The organism is Streptomyces sp. NPDC046308 (assembly GCF_055588065.1).
The window spans coordinates 1,097,578-1,117,165 of sequence record NZ_JBVJFB010000001.1; the positions used below are offsets into that span (position 1 = coordinate 1,097,578).

Genomic DNA, 19,588 nt, shown 5'->3' on the forward strand with positions numbered 1-19,588 from the left:
CCAGGCCCGGTTCCCTCCCGTTCGAGCATCGTTCAATGCCGAGGGGGCATGTCCCGTCGGCGCACCGTCGGCGCATCGTCGGCGCACCTCAGCGCACGGGCTCGCGCACCGGCCCCTTGTGTCCGGCCTGCGCGATGAACGCGCGGGCCGCGCGGCTCAGCGGCCGACGGGCGTGGGCGATGCCCACCGGGCGAAGCAGCGGCGGGGTGAAGGAACGGATCTCGGCCCGGCTCCCGAACGCCCTCGACACCACGTCGCGGTACCAGATGAGGGAGCCGCGGCCGTCCGTCACACCGGTCACCCAGGCGAGCCGTTCGTCGACTTCGAGGCAGGGGACGGGCCGCACCCCGAGGCAGCTGAACATGGCCTCCATCTCGGTGCGCCGGCCGGTCCCCGGGGTGGGCAGGACCATCGGCAGCCCGTCGAGCATGCGCAGCGGCATCGGGTGGGGCAGCCGGGAGCCGAGCGGGGAGATCAGCACCACCTCGCGCTCCTGGATGAAGTGGGTGGAGAGCTCCTTGTCGACGGGCAGGTCCACCAGGGCCAACTCGGCTCGCCCCTGTACCAGTTCCTCGACGAGGACCTCCCTGCTGCCGCGCTGCTGGAGCCGGACGTCGACCGTCGGGTGCCGCTCGGTGAAGGCCCCGACCAGGTCGGTGGCCAGGTCCAGGGCGAGGGTGGGGGTGGTGACGAGGGTCAGGACGGCCCGGGTGTCCCTGCCGTGGGGGGTCCCGATGTCGTCGATGGCCTCCACCGCGTTGAGCACGGTACGGGCCAGCCGGACGACCCGGGCCCCCTCCGGCGTGAGGTCCACCCCCCTTCCCCGGCGGGCGAGGAGCTCGACGCCCAGATCGCGTTCCATGGCCTGGACGGCCCGGGACAGGGCGGACTGGGCGACGAAGACCGAGGCGGCCGCGCCGGTGATGGACCGGCAGTCGGCGACGGCGACGAGGTAACGGAGCTGCGCCAGCGTGGGGGTCATGACCGGACGGTAACCTCGCGAGGCCGTACCTGTAAGGGCTCGTCGGGTGAACAACTCCACGGTGGCCGGTTTGCCTTCATGCCCGGGCGGCGGTGAGGCATGCCGGTGCGGCATGCCCGCGGGGACGCGGTGCGCCGGGCCGCGCCGCGGGCGCGGCCGACCCGGGCCCGGTAACACCGCAGGCCACGGCTGGGCCGGGGCGGTTCGCGGGTCCGCTCGGGGTGCGCGCCGGGTGCTCCGCCGGTGCCGCGCGAGCGAAACACCTTACTCCGCATGGCTGTTGACAGTGCACGGAGACCACCGCACGATGCAACGCGGCATGAGGGTGTTTGACCACTGTTCAAGCCTGCCGCAGTCCGGCAGACGTGCGAGACCGCCGCACTCCCCTCCTCGCGCTCTGTCGCGTTCCCCGCTCTCCGCTCGGCCGTTTCCGCCGTTTCGCCATTCCCGCCATTTCCGCTACTTTCCGCCGTCCCGCCGTTCCGCCGTCCTGGACTCCGCCATGTCACACAGCACTGGAAGAGGAGCGCCCGTGACCCCCCACTCCCCGCAGTCCGCCGTCCCCCGCGATCTGGTCGTCGCGGTCAGTCCCTTCGAGGAGCCCTGCCCGGCCGTCGTGACCGCCGCCGAACGCGCCGGGGCCCTCGGACTGCTCGACCTCGGCCGGGACGCGAACGCCGCGCGGAGCGGACTCGCGGAGTCGGGCCGCCGGCTCGGCGGCAGCGGCAGGTACGGAGTGCGGGTGCCGGCGGCCTGCCCGCTCGGTCCCCGGGAGCTGCCGGCGGAGGTCGACACCGTGCTGCTCGCCGACCCCGCGTGGTACACCCCGGAGCGGGTGGCCGCGTGGACGGCGGCGGCGGGCCGGCCCCGGGTGTGGGCGGAGGTCACCAGCCTGTCGGAGGCTTCGGCCGCCGTGGCCGCGGGGGTGGACTCGCTCGTCGCCAAGGGCCACGAGGCCGGCGGCCGGGTGGGCGCGGCGACCACCTTCGTACTGCTCCAGCAGCTGCTCGGGGACCCCGCGATCCGGGTGCCCGTACGGGCCTTCGGCGGGATCGGGCCGCACACGGCGGCCGCGGCCGTCGCGGGCGGGGCCGCCGGGGTGCTGCTCGACGCCCAACTGGCGCTGACCGTCGAAGGAGAGGCGGCGCTGCCGGCGGAAGTCGCCGCCGCGCTGCGGGCCATGGACGGTTCCGAAACCCGGCTCGTCGACGGGCACCGGGTGTTCGCGCGGCCCGACCTCACCCCGCCCGAGGGTCCGGTTCACCTGCTGCTCGGCGCCCGGGACCTGCGGACCCGACTGCTGCCCGTCGGGCAGGACGGCGCCTCGGCGGCCCGGCTCGCCGAGCGGCACCGGACCACCGGCGGTGTGCTCCTCGCCGTACGGGCGGCCATCGGCGGGCACCTGGCGGCCGCGGCCCGGACCCGGCCGCCGGCCGTCGCCCAGGGGCCCATGACCCGGGTGAGCGATCAGGCGGCCTTCGCCGAGGCGGTGGCGGCCGCGGGCGGCGTACCGTACCTGGCGCTCGCTGTCATGGAGGGCCGGGACGTACGCGGGCTCCTCGCCGAGACGGCCGAACGGCTCGGGGAGCGCCCCTGGGGCGTGGGCCTGCTCGGCTTCGCCCCGCCCGGGCTGCGGCGCGCCCAGCTGGCGGCCGTGACCGAGGCCCGCCCGCCGCACGCGATCATCGCCGGGGGCACCCCCGCGCAGGCGGCCCCGCTGGAGGCGGCCGGGATCCGCACCCACCTGCACGTGCCCTCGCCCGGCCTGCTGGAGCGCTACCTCGCCGAGGGGGCGCGGCGGTTCGTCTTCGAGGGGCTGGAGTGCGGCGGCCACGTCGGGCCGCGCGCCTCGTTCCCGCTGTGGGAGGAGCAGATCGAGCGGCTGCTGTCCTGCCCCGAACCGGAGACGCTGGACCTGCTGTTCGCGGGCGGGATCCACGACGAACGGTCCGCCGCGATGGCGGTGGCGGCCGCGGCTCCGCTGGCCGAGCGCGGCGCCCGGATCGGGGTGCTGATGGGCACCGCCTACCTGTTCACCGAGGAGGCCGTGGCGGCGGGCGCGGTCCTGCCGGGCTTCCAGCGGGCAGCCGTGGAGTGCGCGGAGACCGTACTGCTGCGCACCGCGCCCGGGCACGCCACCCGCTGCGCGGACACCCCGTACGCCGAGACCTTCGAGGCGACCCGGCGGCGGCTCGCGGAGAGCGGCGTCGAGCCGCGCGCAGTCTGGGAGGAGCTGGAACGGCTCAACCTGGGGCGGCTGCGGATCGCCAGCAAGGGGCTGCGGCGCGCGGCGGACCGACTGGAGGCCGTGGACGAGGAACAGCAGTACGTGGAGGGGTTGTTCATGCTCGGTCAGGCCGCGACCCTGCGCACCGCGACCACCACGATCGCCGCACTGCACGCGCAGGTCACCGAGGGAGCCGCGGCACTGCTGGAGCGCCGGGCCCGGGACTTCGCCGACGAGGCACCTCAGGCGGCCGACCCGCTCGACATCGCCATCGTCGGCATGGCCTGCGCCTACCCCGGCGCGCCGGACCTCGCCGCCTACTGGGCGATGGTCCTCGCCGGCACGGACGCCGTCACCGAGGTGCCGGCCGAGCGCTGGGACCCGGAGCTCTACTACGACGCCGACCCGGCCCGGGCCGGGGAGCGCACGCCCTCCCGCTGGGGCGGCTTCCTCGGCCCGGTGCCCTTCGACGCCCTCGCGCACGGCATCCCGCCCGCCTCCCTCGCCGGGATCGAGCCGGTGCAGCTGCTGGCCCTGGAGATCTCGGCGCGGGCCCTCGGCGACGCCGGCTACGGCCGGGAGCGCGCCTTCGACCGTTCGCGGACCTCGGTGGTCTTCGGCGCGGAGGCCGGTACCGAACTGGCCGGCGCGTACGGGCTGCGCGCCCTGTACCCCGCCTACCTGGGCGCGTTGCCCCCCGCCCTGGACGAGCAACTGCCGCGGCTCACCGAGGACTCCTTCCCCGGGATCCTCGCCAACGTCATCGCGGGCCGGGTCGCCAACCGGCTGGACCTGGGTGGCGCGAACTGCACGGTCGACGCCGCCTGCGCCTCCTCCCTCGCCGCCCTGGACCTGGCCTGCCGCCAACTGCGCGACGGGGACAGCGACATGGTGGTGTGCGGCGGCGCCGACGTGCACAACGGGATCAACGACTACCTGATGTTCGCCTCCGTCCGCGCCCTGTCGCCGGGCGGCCGCTGCCGGCCCTTCGACGCGGCCGCCGACGGGATCGCCCTCGGCGAGGGGGTGGGGGCGCTCGTGCTGAAGCGGCTCGCGGACGCGGAGCGGGACGGCGACCGGGTGTACGCCGTGATCAAGGCGGTGGGCTCGGCCAGTGACGGCCGGTCCCTCGGCCTGACCGCGCCCCGCCCGGAAGGACAGCGGCGGGCCCTGGAGCGGGCCTACGCACGGGCCGGCATCGCCCCGGCCGAGGTGGGCCTGGTCGAGGCGCACGGCACCGGCACGGTGGTCGGCGACAGCACCGAGCTGGGCGTGCTCAGCGAGCTGTTCACCGCCTCGGGGGCCGCCCCCGGGTCCTGCGCCCTGGGCTCCGTGAAGTCCCAGCTCGGCCACACCAAGTGCGCCGCGGGTCTCGCCGGACTCATCAAGGCCGCACGGGCCGTCCACGCGGGGGTACGGCCGCCGACCCTGCACATCGACACCCCGAACCCGGCCTGGCGGGCGGAGACCAGCCCGTTCTCCTTCGACAGCGAGGCCCGCCCCTGGGCCGTACCCGTCGAGCGGCGGATCGCCGGGGTGAGCGCCTTCGGCTTCGGCGGCACCAACTACCACGCCGTGCTGGCCGGTTACGCAGGCGCGGAGGAACCCCGGCACGGCCTGGAGGAGTGGCCGGCCGAGCTGGTCTGCTTCCGCGGCGCGGACCGCAAGGCGGCCGGCCGGGCGATGGCGCGGCTCGCGGCCCGTCTGGAGGAGAACGACGCGGCCGGCCGGCCCTGGCCGCTGCGCGACCTCGCGGCGGAGACCGCCGCCGGCTCCGGTCCGGTCCAGGTGGCGATCGTGGCCGCCGACCTCGACGAACTGGCGGCCCGCCTCGAACAGGCCCGCACCTTCACCCACGGCACGGGCATCCACGTCGCACCCGAGAAGAACGGCCTGACGGCGTTCCTGTTCCCCGGGCAGGGCAGCCAACGCCCGGGCATGCTGGCCGAGTTGTTCACGGCGTTCCCCGCCCTGCGCGCCCTCCTGGACTCGGCTCCGCCCCCGGTCGTGGCCGCGATGTTCCCGCCCGCGGCGTTCACCCCCGAGGGACGGGCGGCCCAGCGAACGGCGGTCACCGACACCCGCGTGGCCCAACCCGCCCTGGGACTGGCCGGGGCAGCGGCCCACCTGCTGCTCGGTGAGCTCGGCGTACGGCCGGACTGCGTGGCCGGGCACTCGTACGGGGAGCTCACCGCGCTCTGGGCGGCCGGGGTCTACGACACCGGGAGCCTGCTGCGGCTGAGCGCCCGCCGCGCCGAGGCCATCCTGGACGCCGCCGGCGCCGATCCCGGCGGGATGGCGGCGGTGTCGGCGACGCCGGAGGAGGTCGCCGCTCACACCGACTGCACCGTCGCGAACCACAACGCCCCCCGCCAGTGCGTCATCTCGGGCGCCACGCCCGCCATCGAGGAGGCGATCTCCGCACTGCGCGAGGCGGGCCTGTCCGCGGAACCCCTCCCGGTGGCCTGCGCCTTCCACAGCAAGGTGGTGTCGGGGGCATCGAAAGCCCTGGCCACGGCCCTGGCGGACACGCCGATGACCAACGCGGCCCTCCCCGTCTGGTCGAACACCACAGCCGACCGGTACCCGACCTCACCCTCGGACATCCGGAACCTCCTGGCCCGCCAGGTGGCGGAGCCGGTCCGGTTCGTCGACGAGGTGGAGGCGATGTACGCGGCCGGCGTCCGCACCTTCGTGGAGGCGGGCCCGGGCCGGGTCCTCACCGCCCTCGTCGGCCGGATCCTGTCCGACCGCCCCCACACGGTGATCCCGCTGGACGTACCCGGCGAGCACGGCCTGGTCCGGCTGGTCACGGCGCTGGCGGAACTGACGGCGGCCGGCGTGCCGGTGGCACCGGAGGCCCTGTTCCGCGGCCGCACCTCCCGCCTCCCCGAGCGCGCCCCGCGCCGCCCGGGCTGGCTGGTCGACGGCCACCTGGTCCGCACCGCGTCCGGCACCCCGGTCCCCGGCGGCCTCCGCCCGGCGCACCGCGTGGCCGCGCCCACTGGAGCCGTAGATCCGCACACGACCGCGCAGGGAGGCACGGGCATGACCACGAGTCGGACGGCAGGTACCGAGGAGACGATCCTGGAGTACCTCCGCGGCACCCGCGAGCTGGTCGCGGCCCAGCGGGACGTCCTGCTGAGCTACCTGGGCCTTCCGGCAGCCGGTTCCACCGGGGCCGGGAGTGTGCCGGGGCGATCCCCGCAGGGCGCCGAACGCATCGGGGCTCCGCTCTCCGACCCCCCGCCACGTTCGGCGTCCGAGGAGACGTCCGGGCGCGCGCCCGGCCCCACCTCCCCCGCCCCCGCTGAAGCCCCGGCCCTCGACCGGTCCCCCGAGGCGGTCATGCAGGTCGTCCTGGAGATCGTCCACACCCGGACCGGCTACCCCCTGGACATGCTCGACCCGGGCCTGGACCTGGAGGCGGACCTCTCCATCGACTCCATCAAGCGCGTGGAGATCATCGGCGCCCTGGCCGACCGGATCGGGCTCCCCCAGGACCCGGGCGGTTCGGCCGAGTCCGCGGTCGAGGAACTGTCCCGGATCAAGACCTTGCGCGCCATAGTCGACTGGATCACCACACACACGGCCCCACCCCCACACGCGCACCCACACCCGGCCCCGCAGCCCACCACACCCCCACTCACCCGCCTCCGCGTGGAGACCACGCCCCTTCCCACCCCCACCGCGCTCCCGGAAGCCCTCCAGGGCCTGCGGATCGGCGTGGTCGACGACGGCCAGGGCCTCGCCCGCGCGCTCTCCGCGGCACTTCAGGCGTACGGGGCCGAACCGCACCCCCTCACCGAACCCGAGCCCGGCTTCGACGGCATCGTCGACCTGACCGCCCTGCGGACCGGCTCGGAGCCCGTCCTCCCCCAGCTCTTCCCCGCCCTGCGCCGCACCCTGACGGGCGGGACGCACCGACTGCTGCTCGTCACCGCACCCGGAACCCCCGCCGCCGGCCTGCACGGCTTCGCCCGCAGCGCCGCCCTCGAATTCCCCGGCGCACTCGTCCGCGCGGTGGACGTCCATCCCAAGGAGGCCCCCGAGCAGATCGCCGCGCAACTCCTGGCAGAACTGGGCTGCGACACGGCCCACCCCTCCGTGGGCTACACGCCCGAGGGCACCCGCACCACCCGCACACCGGTACCGGCCCCCCTCTCGGCCACCGAGGGCGCCGCGCAGCCCCTCGGGCGGGACTCCGTGGTCCTGCTCACCGGCGGAGCCCGCGGGATCACCGCCCGCGTCGCCCTCGCCCTGGCCCGGACCACGGGATGCCACGTCGAACTCCTGGGCCGCACCCCCGAACCCGCCGCCACCGCCACGGATGGGTTCGCCCAGGCCCAGGACCGCGTCGCGCTCCGCGCCGCCCTGATCTCCGCGGGGCTCCGTACGCCCGCCGAGATCGAGGCCGCGGCCTCGCGCATCCTCGCCGAGCGCGAGGTGCGCGCCACCCTGGACGCGCTCACCGCGGCGGCCGCCTCCGTCCGCTACCACTGCGCGGACGTCACCGACGAGCGGGCCGTACGGGCCGTCGTGGCCGACGTACGGGAACGCCACGGCCGGCTGGACGGCATCGTGCACGGCGCCGGCGTCCTGCGCGACGGCCTGCTGGGCGACAAGCAACCGGCCGACTTCGCGGACGTCTTCACCACGAAGGTGTCCGGCGCCCGGCACCTGGCCGCCGCGGCCGCCGAGCACGGCCCGGCGCCCGCCCCGCGCTTCCTGGCCCTGTTCGGGAGCGTCGCCGGGGTCTACGGCAACCGCGGCCAGACCGACTACGCCGCGGCCAACGACGCCCTCGACGGCCTCGCGCACACCTGGGCGGAGTCCTTCCCGGGCCGGGTGCTGTCGGTCGACTGGGGCCCCTGGGCCGCGGAGGCGGGCGGGATGGTCACACCCGAGCTGGAGCGTGCGTACGCCCGGCGCGGCATCCCGCTGATCGATCCGGCGGCCGGCACCGCCGCGTTCCTGGCCGAACTGTCGCACGGGACCGACGTACAGGTGGTCCTCATGGCAGCGGCGGAAACGGAACCGGCACAGACGGCGACGGCACAGAAGGACACGGCACGGGAGGACGGAGGCGATGAGTAGCCGCCGCGACGACACCGCCCCCCGCCCCACCGACGCCGCCATCGTCGGCATGGGCGCGGTCTTCCCGGGCGCCCCCGACCTGGCCGCGTACCGCCGCAACCTCCTCGCCGGTACGGACTCCATCGGCGAGGTGCCGCCGGGGCGCTGGGACCCCGAGGTGTACTACGACCCGGCCGCCGGGGGACCCGCCGGCGGACCCGCCGCCGGCGACCGCTTCTACTGCCGCAGGGGCGGCTTCGTCGACGGCCTCGCCGCCTTCGACCCGACCCGTTTCGGGATCATGCCGGCCGCCGTGGAGGGCGCCGAGCCGGATCAGCTGCTGGCCCTGCACGCGACGGCGGAGGCGATCGCCGACGCGGGCGGCGAGGACCGGCTGCCGGCCGACCGTTCGCGGATCGGGGTGGTGTTGGGGCGCGGCGGTTTCATGGGCGTGGCCACCGCACGCCTCGACCAACGCGTGCGCACCGCACACCAGTTGGCGCAGACCCTGCGGGAGCTGGCGCCGGAGCTGGACGAGCGGCGGATCGCGGCGGTGCGCTCGGCGTTCCAGGACGCGCTGGGACCGGAGCGGCCGGACGCCTCGATCGGGCTGGTGCCGAGCTTCACGGCCGCCCGGACCGCGAACCGGCTGGACTTCCGCGGCCCCGCCTACACCCTCGACGCGGCCTGCGCCTCCTCCCTGCTGGCGGTGGACCAGGCGGTGGGACTGCTGGCGACGGACCGCTGTGACGCGGTGGTCGCGGGCGCGGTGCACCACTGCCACATCGCGACGCTGTGGAGCGTGTTCACGCAGTTGCGGGCGCTGAGCCCGAGCGAGCGGATCCGGCCCTTCGACCGCCGGGCCGATGGGACCCTGCTGTCCGAGGGGACCGGGGTGGTGCTGCTGAAGCGGCTGGGGGACGCGCAGCGGGACGGCGACCGCGTGTACGCGGTGATCCGCGGGACGGGCGTCGCCGGGGACGGCCGGGCGGCGAGCCTGATGAGCCCCCTGGTCGCCGGCCAGGTGCAGGCCCTGGAACGGGCCTGGCGGGAGGCCGGGCTGGATCCGCGGGCGCCCGGCGCGCTGGGCCTGCTGGAGGCGCACGGGACGGGCACCCCGGTCGGCGACGCGGCCGAACTGGACACCCTGGCGCAGGTGTTCGGCCCTCCCGGGCCGGGGACCGGGCGCGGCGTCGGCTTCGGTTCGGTGAAGTCGATGCTCGGGCACACCATGCAGGCCTCGGGCATGGCCGGGCTGATCAAGGCCACGCTCGCGGTGCACGAGGGGGTGCTGCCGCCGACGCTGCACCTGGAGGAGCCGCACGCCGACCTGGCCCGGACCCGGATGCGGCCGGTGACGGAGGCGGAGCCGTGGGAGCGCGGGCCTCAGCCGCGCCGGGCCGGGGTCAACGCGTTCGGGTTCGGCGGGATCAACGCGCACGTGGTCCTGGAGGAGGCTCCGGCGGCCGCGCGCCCGCCGCTTCCGGTGCGGCGGTTCCTGCCGCTGGGGGCCGCGGCCGCGCCGGTGGGGCCGGCCGCGCGGGCCGACGTACTGCTGATCGGCGCGGACACCCCGGCTGAGCTGTCGGCGCGGCTGGCGTCCGCTGCGGCGGCGTCCGCTTCTCCGGCGTCCGCTTCTCCGGCCTCCGCTTCCCCGGCCTCCGGCGGCGACGGTCCCTGCCGGGTCGCGGTGGTCGGTCCGACGCCGCAGCGGCTCGCGCTCGCCGCGAAGGTGGTGGCGCGGGGCCGGCCGTGGCGGGGGCGCGGGGACGTGTGGTTCGCACCGGAGCCGCTGGGCGGCCGGGTGGCGTTCCTGTTCCCGGGCCTGGAGCCGGAGTTCGCCCCCGTGGTCGACGACGTGGCGGACCGGCTCGCGCTCGAGCCGCCCCCGCTCACCCGGGGAGCGACCCTGGTGGAGCGGGCCCTGGACGCGATCGCGACGGGCCGCTTCTTCGCCCGGGTGCTGCCCGGGCTCGGCATCGAGGCGGACGTGCTGGCGGGCCACAGCCTGGGCGAGTGGGCGGCGATGGTGGCCGCCGGAATGTATCCGCAGGAGGCCGCCGACACCTTCCTGGACTCGCTGCGGCCGGACGACCTGCGGGTCCCGGACCTCGTGTACGCGGCGCTGGGCTGCGGTGCCCGGCGGGCCGAGGCGGCGCTGCACGGCCTGGACGCGGTGGTGGTGAGCCACGACAACTGCCCGCACCAGTCGGTGGTCTGCGGGGACCCGGACCAAGTGGCCTCAGTGGTGGCGCGGTTGCGCTCCGACGGGGTGCTCGGCCAGGAGCTCCCCTTCCGTTCGGGCTTCCACACCCCCATGTGGGAGCCGTACCTCGGCCAGGTCCGTGCCGCCTTCGGCCGGCTGCCGCTGCGGGCCGGCTCCCTCCCGGTGTGGTCGGCGACGACGTGCGCGCCGTTCCCCGCCGCCCCGCGGGAGGTACGGGAGCTGGTGGTCCGGCACCTCCTGGAGCCGGTCCGCTTCCGCGAGTTGACGCTGCGGCTGTACGAGGACGGGGGCGTGCGCACCTTCGTCACGCTGGGGCCGGGCAGTCTGCCGGGCTTCGTCGAGGACACCCTGCGCGAGCGTCCCCACCTCTCCGTTTCCACCTCCTCCCCCCGCCTGGCCGGTCTCGCGGCGCTGAGCCGCACCTGCGCGGCGCTCTGGGCCGAGGGGCACGCACCGCGCTGGGGGCTGCTGGCCGGGGCGGCCCCGGCGGCCGGTTCGACGCTTCGCCCCGGCCCGGCCGCGCCGCGGCCGGCACCCGCCGGGCCGCGGCCGGCACCCGCCGGGCCGGGGCTGCGCATGCCGCTGGACCTCGGGTCCCCGCTGGTCCGCCTGGGCGAGGCGGCCCGCACCTCGCTGACCGGCCTCCTCACCCCGTCCGCCGCGCCCGCCGCCGGTCCGGCGCCCTCCGCCGCCCCGAGCCCGGTCCCGGCGGCCGGACCGGCGCCGGGAGCGGTCCGGCCGGTGCTGCTGTCCGCCCTGGACGCGGTGCTGGCCGACGCCGGCTCGGCCGCCCGGACCGTCACCGACGCCTGGTCGGCCGCTGCCGAGGCGCCCGGTCGCGGCGGTACGGGTTCGGGAGGGGCCACGGGGAAGGAGCTCCTGCGGCTCTCGCTCGCCGCGCTGCCCTCCGTACGCGACCACTGCGTGTACCTCCAGCCCGAGGGCTGGCCGGAGGACTCCGACCGGTTCCCCGTCGTGCCCATGACCACCATGCTGGAACTGGCCGCCGACGCCGCCCTGCGGCACGCCCCGCCCGGTCTCGCCGTCGTCGGCTACGAGGACGTACGGGCCCTGCGGTGGCTCGCCGTCGAGCCGGCCGTAGACGTCGAGGTCCGGGTGCGCGGTGACGGGCCCGGCCGCTCGCACGTCACCCTCGGGGAGTACGCCTCGGTGGTCGTGCTGCTCGGCGAGCGCTTCGGGGAGCCGCCCGCGCCCGACGACACGCCGCTGAGCGACCCAGGGCCGGCGCCCGTCAGCGCGGCGGCCCTCTACCGGGACCGCTGGATGTTCCACGGGCCGCGCTTCGCCGGGGTCCACGAGGTGCGGACGGTCGGCTCGGACGGCATCCACGGCGTGCTGCGGGCCCTGCCCGACCAAGGCGCGCTCCTGGACGCCGCCGGGCAGCTCTTCGGGCACTGGATGCAGCTGCGGCTTCCCGTGGACCGGCTGGTCTTCCCGGCGACCGTGGACCGGATCCGGTTCTTCGGGCCGCCGCCGGCGCCGCGGGAGCTGGTCACCGCGACCGCCCGGATCCGTGAGGTGCGCGACGTGACCGTGCGCGGTGACCTCGAACTGCGGCGGGCCCGCGGCGGGGTGTGGGCCCGGATCGACGGGTGGACGTACCGCCGGTTCGGCGCCGACGAGCGGGTCTGGCCGATGAAGTTCACCCCTGAGGTCTGCGGGATCGGCGAGCCCAGGCCCGAGGGCTGGTGCCTGGCCCGGCGCCGCTGGACCGACCCCGCCTCGCAGGAACTGGTGATGCGCCGCTACCTGGGCGCCGCCGAGCGGGCGGTCTACGAGCGGCTGTCGCCGCGGGCCCGGGCGCCCTGGCTGCTGGGCCGGATCGCCGCCAAGGACGCGCTGCGCGGGCTCCTGTGGGACGGCGGAGCCGGGCCGGTGTTCCCGGCGGAGGTGCCCATCGGGAACGACGCGGCCGGCCGGCCGCTCGCCGAGGGCCCACTGGCCGGGGGGTACCGGCTGTCGATCGCCCACAAGGACCGGATCGCGGTCGCCCTGGCCGACCCGGCGCGGGCGGTCGGCATCGACGTGGAGCCGGTGACCGCCGACCCGGACGCGCTCATCCGGATCGCCCTCGGGCCGGACGAACTCCGCCTCGCCGAACGGCTGGCGGCGCGCGGGGGCACGGGGCTGCCGACCGCGCTGACCGCCCTGTGGTGCGCCAAGGAGGCCGCCGCCAAGGCGGAGGGCAGCGGGCTGGGCGGCCGGCCGCGGGACTGGCGGGTGGCCGGCGACCCGGATTCCGGCGGTCTGCTCGTGACGTCCCCGGACGGGCACCCGTACCCGGTCCGCACGACCCGGCTCGGCCATCCGCTCACCGGCGTCCCGTCGGCCGCCGCGCCCGCCGGCCCGCCGCCCGCCGACCCGCGCCCCGTCGCCCCGCCACCCGACCACGTCGTCGCCTGGACCGCCCGCCCGACCGCGCCCTCCCCCGTCCCCTTCCACCTCACGGAGAACCGTCATGGCAACTGACATCCTCGCCGAGATCACGGGCATGCTCGTGGAGATCGTCGGCGACGAGTACCTCCTCGCGGAGGAGGTCACGATGAAGACGACCTTCAACGAGGACCTCGCCCTGGAGAGCATCGAGTTCGTCGCCCTCGCCGAGCTGCTCCACCACCGCTACGGCGCCGAGGTGGACCTGATGGGCTTCCTCGCGGAGAAGGACATGGACGCGATCCTGGCCATGTCCGTGGGCGAGCTCGTCACCCACATCGGCCGGATCACCCACACGTCCCTGGCCCGGGTCTCGGCGGGGACCTCTCCCGCGTCGGCCGGCTGACGCCATGGCCTTCGTCCTCGCCGACTCCCTGCGCTTCCACGTCCAGCGGCTCCCGGCCACCGAAGGAGCCGACGCCCCGGACCGCCCCGTCGTGGTCTTCCTGCACGGGCTGGTCGTCGACAACCTCTCCTCCTTCTACTGCCCCCTGGCCCTGCCGGTGGCCCGGGCCGGGCACGAGGCCGTCCTCTACGACCTGCGCGGCCACGGCCGGACCGAGCGGCCGGCCTCCGGCTACGACAGCCGCACCGCCGTACGGGACCTCTTCGCGCTGCTCGGCGCGCTGGGCCTCGGGCAGCGCCCGGTCCACCTGGTCGGCAACAGCTACGGCGGGACCCTCGCCCTGCACGCCGCCCTGGCCCGGCCCGACCTCGTCGCCGGGCTCACCCTCCTCGAACCGCCGCTCGGCGGGGCGTGGGTGGAGAACATGGTCGACACCCTGTCGGCGGCCGCGCTCAGCCTGGAGGACAGCCCGGTCCCCGCCGAACTGCTCACCCTGCGCCTGCGCAAGGCCGCCAACCTGACGGCCGTCGCCGACGCCCTCCTCAACCGCACCTCGCTCATCGACGACATCGCCGCCAGCCGCACCTTCACCCCGGCCGACTACGCCCGGCTGCGCTGCCCGGTCCTGACCGTCTGCGGCGAGCACTCCGAACTGGTCCCGGGCGCCCGGGAGCTGGCCCGCCACGCCCCGCGGGGCACGCTGCGGATCCTGCCGGGCCTGGGGCACGACGTGCTGAAGGAGAGCAGCGGGGTGCTGCGGGAGTCGGTGCTGGCCCATCTCGACACGACGGCCGCGCAGGCCTCGCCGACCGTGACGGCCACGGCGGCGCAGGCGGCGGCCCGGCCGCGGGCGGGAGCGCTGGTCCGGTGAAGGTGCTGTTCACCGTGCCCCCGCTGGCCGGGCACGTCAATCCGACGGTGGCCGTCGGGGCCGAACTGGCCGCCCGCGGGCACGAGACCGCCTGGGCGGGGCCGGCCTCGGCGCTGTCCCAGCTGCTGCCGGCGCAGGCCCGGATCCTGCCGGCCGGCGAGGAGTCGGGCGGCGAGTACGCGGCGCTGCACGAGCGCTGGCGCGACCTGCGCGGGGTGGGGGCGCTGCGGTTCCTGTGGGAGGAGGCGCTGGTGCCGCTGGCCCGGGCGATGGTGCCGGGGGTGGAACGGGCCGTCCGCGCCTTCGAGCCGGACGTGCTGGTCGCCGACCAGCAGGCCCTGGCCGGGCCGCTGGTCGCCCGGCGGCTCGGCGTCCCGTGGGCGACCTCCGCCAGCACGTCGGCCGAACTGACCCGGCCCTTCGCCGATTTCCCGAAGGTCGGGGAGTGGGTGGCCGGGCAGATCTCCGGTCTGCTCGCGGAGTTCGGTGACGCGGCGACGGAGCCGGGGGGCTGGGACCCGCGGTTCTCGGAGCGACTGGTCCTGGTCTTCTCCACACCCGAACTCGTGGGGACCGCAGGGGACTTCCCGGCGCACCACGCCTACGTCGGGCCGGCCTTCGGGGCCCGGCCGGCCTCCCCCGGATTCCCCTGGCAGCGGCTGGACCCGGCGCGGCGGCGGGTGCTGGTGTCCCTGGGCACCCTCAACCAGGAGGCCGGCGCCCGCTTCTACGGCGCGGTGCTGGGAGCCGCCGAACGGCTTGCCGAGGACGTCCAGTTCGTACTGGCGGCGCCTCCCGCCCTGATCGGGCCGGTGCCCGGCCACGTGCTGCTCCAGGAGAGCGTCCCGCAGCTGGAACTGCTGCCGCACCTGGACGCGGTGCTCTGCCACGCCGGTCACAACACCGTGTGCGAGGCCCTCGCCCACGGACTGCCGCTGGTCGTCGCCCCGATCCGGGACGACCAGCCGATCGTGGCCCGGCAGGTGGTCGAGGCCGGAGCCGGCATCCGGGTGCGGTTCGGCAGGACCCGGGCCGAGGAACTGCGCGACGCGCTCACGGCCGTGCTGGACGATCCCGGCCCCCGCCGGGCCGCCCGGCGGATCCAGGCCTCATTCGCCGCGGCGGGCGGGGCTGCCGCCGCGGCCGACCGGTTGGAGAAGCTGCTATGACGCCACCCCCGATCTCCCGGGTCCGGTGGACCTCCGCGGTGTTGCTGGCCGCGCTCGCCACCGGCACCGTACGCGCCGGGCGCCGGCTGCGGGCCATCCCGGTGCTGCCCGTGCCCCCGCCCGCGGGGGCCGACGTACCGCGGCCCGCCGGGTGGCGGCTGCTCACCGCCGGCGGTGTCGAGCCCGACCCGGCCACCTTCCTCGCCGCCTGCGCGCACGCCGAGGCGGAGGGCCTGCGGGTGCTGGACCTGCTGCCCGCGGACCTGCCCGCCGAGCGGGCCCTGGGCCTGCTGCGGCTGGTCGACCCCGCCCGGTACCGGGGGGACCGGCTCGGCGAGGGGCGCGGGGCCGGCTTCGCCGTGCTCGTCGCCGAGGAGGTGCTGGCGCGGGCCGAGGTGGATCCGCTCGGGCCGCGCGCGGATCCGGCGGAACTCTTCGCGCTGACCCGTCGGCTGAAGGAGTACGCCGCCGACGCGACGGGCCTGGCCATCGCCCCCGGCCTGAGCTGCGGCGGACCCGCCGAGCCCGGGGGGCCCGCGCGGGTCGCCGAGCTGCGGGCCCAGGGGCTGCCGCCGGGGGCGCTGGCCGCCGCGCAGCTCGGCGGGCTGGCCCTGCTGGCGGGCGCCGCGCTGCGCCAGGGCCGGTGGGGGGCGGCCGCGGCCGGGCTGTACTGGCTCCAGCCGTACCTCGCCCTGGGCGGCCCCGGCTCCCCGCTGCGCCCCGCCGGTCTGGCCCGGGCCACCGTGGCCCGGCCGCTGCGCTCGCTCGGCGCCGCCCTGCGTACGGCCGCGGCGGCCGGGCGGGGCGGGGCGGGCGGGGACCGCGCGCGGGACACCGCCCGGGCCGCCGCCTACCAGGCCGAACTGGCCTCGGGTGCGGGGCGGTTCCTCGAACCGCGCCGCACGGACTGCCCGTGGTGCGGCTCCGGCCGCCTCGCCGTCCGGGTCCGGGTGCCCGACCTGCTCCAGGGCAAGCCCGGCCTGTTCACGCTGGAGCAGTGCGGGGAGTGCGGGCACGTCTTCCAGAACCCCCGGCTGACCCCGGAGGGACTGGAATTCTACTACCGCGACTTCTACGACGGCCGAGGCGGCGAGGGCGCGGGCACGGTCTTCGGAAGGCTGGGCGCCGCCTACCGGGGGCGCGCCGAGATGCTCCTCCCGCACGCCGATCCGGGGTCCTGGCTCGATGTCGGCACCGGGCACGGGCACTTCTGCAACGCGGCGCGGGCCGTCTGGCCGCGGACCCGGTTCGACGGGCTGGACATGGGCGACGGGGTCCGCGGGGCGGAGCGCCGCGGCTGGGTGGAGACCGGATACCAGGGTCAGTTCCCGGAGTTCGCGTCGAAGCTCGCGGGCCAGTACGAGGTGGTCAGCATGTACCACTATCTGGAGCACACCCGGGATCCGCTCGCGGAACTGGACGCGGCGGCCGCCGTGCTGGCCCCCGGCGGGTTCCTGACCATCGAGCTGCCCGACCCGGAGTCGCGGATGGCGCGGCTGCTGGGCCCGCTGTGGCTGCCCTGGTTCCAGCCCCAGCACCAGCACCTGATGCCCGCCGCGAACCTGCGCGAGGCGCTGGCCGACCGGGGGTTCACCGTCCTCGCCGAGGAGCACGGACCGGCTCACCAGGGCAACGACTTCTTCGGCGCGGTGGTGCTCGCGGCGACCGCGCTGGCCCCCGACCCGGACCGTCCGTGGGGTCCCCCGGCCACGGCCGGCGCGCGGGCCCGCGCGCACGCCGTTCGGCTGGCCGCCCTGCCGGCCTTCGCGGGCGCGGCGGTGCTCGACGCCCTGCGCACGGCGGCGGCCCACCGCACGGACGGCGGCAACGCCTACCGGATGCTGGCCCGCAAGGACGCGTCGTGAAGCGCGCGCAAGCCCCGGGGCCGCACAGCGCCGCCGCGGCCGACCCGGGCACCGGGCCCGGAACCGACCGGGCCGGAGGGGATGCCGTGGCCCCCGCCGCGGCGGAGCCGGCCGGCCCCGCCGGAGCCGGCCTGGCCCGGCGGGCCACCGTCGATCCGCTGTTCCGGCTCGTCGCCTACGCCCTGGAGGCCGCGCACGGACGGCCTCCGGCCGCCGTGTGGAGCGCGCCGTACGCCTTCCACCTGGGCTCCCCCGGCCTGGTCGCGGCGGCCGGCTGGCCGACGGCGGCCGCCGCGGCCCCGCGCTCCGACGGCCTGGTACGGCTCAGCTCCCTCGCCCACCCGGCGGAGAGCTGCGATCTGCCGCTGACGCTGTCCGGGCCGCCGCCCGCCGCCCCCGACTGGGCCGTGCGGCCGTACACGGTGCTGCGGGCGCTGGCCCGCGCCGGCTACGGCCGCGGCGGGTCGGACCTGCACGTGCAGGGCTCCCTCACGGGGGCCGCCGGGCTGGCCACGGCCGAACCCGCCGAGTGCGCGGTGGCGTTGGCGGTGGCCGACGTACACACGCCGGCGGGTGCGCGTCCGGACCGCGCGGAACTGGCCGGGCTGCTGGCCGCAGCGCTGCCGGACGGGGACGACGGCCTGCGCCGGGCGGTGCTCTTCGCCCGGCCCGGCCGGGCCCTGCTGGTGGGTCCGGGGCCCCGGCGGCGACAGCGGTACGTGACCTTCGACCCGGCTGCGTCGGGAGACCGGCTGGTGCTGGTCGCCGTGCGCGGCGAGGCCGCGGACCGGGCGCGGGAGCCGGCCCGGGCCGTGGCCTGCGCCCGGCGGGCCGGTGCGCTCAGCGCGTGGCACCCCGGGCCGCGGCCGGGGCGCAGCGTGCTGGTGCTGCTTCCCGAGGCACGACTGACGGCGGTACGGGCCGCGGTCGCGGAGGACTTCCGCGGCCGCGGGATGCCCGTACCGCGCTTCCTGAACATCGCCGTCGCCGGTGCGGCGCGGCGCGAGGAATGACACCGGGTCGCCGGACCCACGACAGGGAGGAAACACCCATGCCCACCCCCACCCCCGCACCCTCACCCAGGGCCGGGCTGAGACGCCGGGCCCGCTGGTCGGCGCTCGTGGCCGGCCTCGGCGCGCTCGGCCTGCTGGGCGCCTTCACCGTGGCCAACTCGCAGGCGGCGGAGCATGTCCCGACCGCTCCCGCGGCGGCGGCCGCGGCCGCGCTGCCGGCCTACGACCACGTGGTGGTCGTCGTGTACGAGAACAAGCAGTACGGGGAGATCATCGGCAGCGCGAACGCCCCGTACGTGAACCAGCTGGCCAACGGCGGCGCGAGCCTGACCGGCATGAAGGCGCTGACCCATCCCAGCCAGCCGAACTACTTCAACCTCTTCTCGGGTGCCACCCAGGGCATCACGGGCGACGGCTGCTACACCCCGCAGTCGATGACGGCGGCCAACCTCGGCCAGGAGCTGATCGCGGCGGGCAAGACCTTCGCGACGTACAACGAGGACCTGCCGAGCGAGGGGTCCACGGCCTGCACGAACGGCCAGTACGCGCAGAAGCACAACCCGTGGTTCGCCTTCAAGAACGTGCCGCTGAACACCGGGAAGACCTGGACGCAGTTCCCGCAGAACAACTTCGCGGCGCTGCCGCACCTCTCCTTCGTGGTCCCCAACCAGTGCAACGACATGCACTCGTGCTCCGTGAACACCGGGGACACCTGGACGCGGAACAACATCGACGCCTACGCGCAGTGGGCGAAGGCCAACAACAGCCTTCTGGTGCTCACGTGGGACGAGGACAACTACCTCGGCTCGAACCAGATCGCCACCGTCTTCTACGGCGCGAAGGTCAAGACCGGCAAGTACGCCACCGCCTTCAACCACCACCACCTGCTGCGGACCTTCGAGGACCTCTTCGGCACGGCGACGCACGCGGGCAACGCGGCCAACGTCCAGCCGATCAGCGAGGTGTTCGACACCTCGACGGAGCCCACCCCGACACCGACACCCACTCCCACCCCGACACCCACCCCGACCCCGACACCGACACCGACCCCCACTCCGGGTGACCTGAAGCTGGCCAACCCCGGCCCGCAGACCTGCAAGTTCAACCAGTCCTGCACCATCCAGCTCACCGCCACCGGCGGCAAGCCCGCCTACCGGTACGCCGCCACCGGCCTGCCCTGGGGCCTGTCCGTCGACGCCGGCTCGGGACGCGTCTCCGGCAAGCCCTGGAGCAGCGGCACGGTCCAGATCACGGCGACGGCCACCGACTCCACCGGTGCCACCGTCACCGCCGCGTTCCCGCTCACCGTCAACTGGTTCTAGGCCGGGGCGTACGGCCCGGCCGCTCCCGAGGAGGCA

Annotated in this window: 9 protein-coding genes; 8 read left to right on the forward strand and 1 reads right to left on the reverse strand. The window is 76.4% G+C overall.

The annotated features are described in order from the left end of the window. Positions 1 to 88 precede the first annotated feature (88 nt). Complete coding sequence (locus ACZ6JT_RS04890) at positions 89 to 982, reverse strand: LysR family transcriptional regulator (RefSeq protein ID WP_469207226.1); 894 nt, start codon at positions 980 to 982, stop codon at positions 89 to 91. 532 nt (positions 983 to 1,514) lie between these two features. Here ACZ6JT_RS04890 and ACZ6JT_RS04895 point away from each other — a divergent pair. The 8 genes from ACZ6JT_RS04895 to ACZ6JT_RS04930 are packed head-to-tail and all read left to right on the forward strand — an operon-like array spanning position 1,515 to position 19,552. Then, positions 1,515 to 8,306, forward strand: coding sequence for an SDR family NAD(P)-dependent oxidoreductase (locus ACZ6JT_RS04895; protein WP_469207228.1), 6,792 nt, complete (start codon positions 1,515 to 1,517; stop codon positions 8,304 to 8,306). Next, positions 8,299 to 13,002: a beta-ketoacyl synthase N-terminal-like domain-containing protein gene (locus ACZ6JT_RS04900; protein ID WP_469207230.1), complete on the forward strand. Its 4,704-nt coding sequence runs from the start codon at positions 8,299 to 8,301 to the stop codon at positions 13,000 to 13,002. Before ACZ6JT_RS04895 ends, ACZ6JT_RS04900 begins: the two co-directional genes overlap by 8 nt. Further along, positions 12,992 to 13,312 carry a hypothetical protein gene (locus ACZ6JT_RS04905; RefSeq protein WP_030723954.1) on the forward strand — a complete coding sequence of 107 codons (321 nt, stop codon included), beginning with the start codon at positions 12,992 to 12,994 and terminating at the stop codon, positions 13,310 to 13,312. Before ACZ6JT_RS04900 ends, ACZ6JT_RS04905 begins: the two co-directional genes overlap by 11 nt. 4 nt (positions 13,313 to 13,316) lie before the next feature. After that, entirely contained in the window at positions 13,317 to 14,183 is an 867-nt protein-coding gene (locus ACZ6JT_RS04910) for an alpha/beta fold hydrolase (RefSeq protein ID WP_469207232.1), read from the forward strand. A gap of 2 nt (positions 14,184 to 14,185) precedes the next feature. Continuing rightward, the gene (locus ACZ6JT_RS04915) at positions 14,186 to 15,352 is read left to right on the forward strand and encodes a glycosyltransferase (RefSeq protein ID WP_469208198.1); all 1,167 of its coding nucleotides are present in this window, start codon (positions 14,186 to 14,188) and stop codon (positions 15,350 to 15,352) included. Continuing rightward, the gene (locus ACZ6JT_RS04920) at positions 15,349 to 17,217 is read left to right on the forward strand and encodes a class I SAM-dependent methyltransferase (protein ID WP_469207234.1); all 1,869 of its coding nucleotides are present in this window, start codon (positions 15,349 to 15,351) and stop codon (positions 17,215 to 17,217) included. Before ACZ6JT_RS04915 ends, ACZ6JT_RS04920 begins: the two co-directional genes overlap by 4 nt. Further along, entirely contained in the window at positions 17,214 to 18,230 is a 1,017-nt protein-coding gene (locus tag ACZ6JT_RS04925) for a galactokinase (RefSeq protein ID WP_469207236.1), read from the forward strand. The genes ACZ6JT_RS04920 and ACZ6JT_RS04925 overlap by 4 nt, the downstream gene beginning before the upstream one ends. 38 nt (positions 18,231 to 18,268) lie before the next feature. Next, the gene (locus tag ACZ6JT_RS04930) at positions 18,269 to 19,552 is read left to right on the forward strand and encodes an alkaline phosphatase family protein (protein WP_469207238.1); all 1,284 of its coding nucleotides are present in this window, start codon (positions 18,269 to 18,271) and stop codon (positions 19,550 to 19,552) included. Positions 19,553 to 19,588 lie beyond the last annotated feature (36 nt).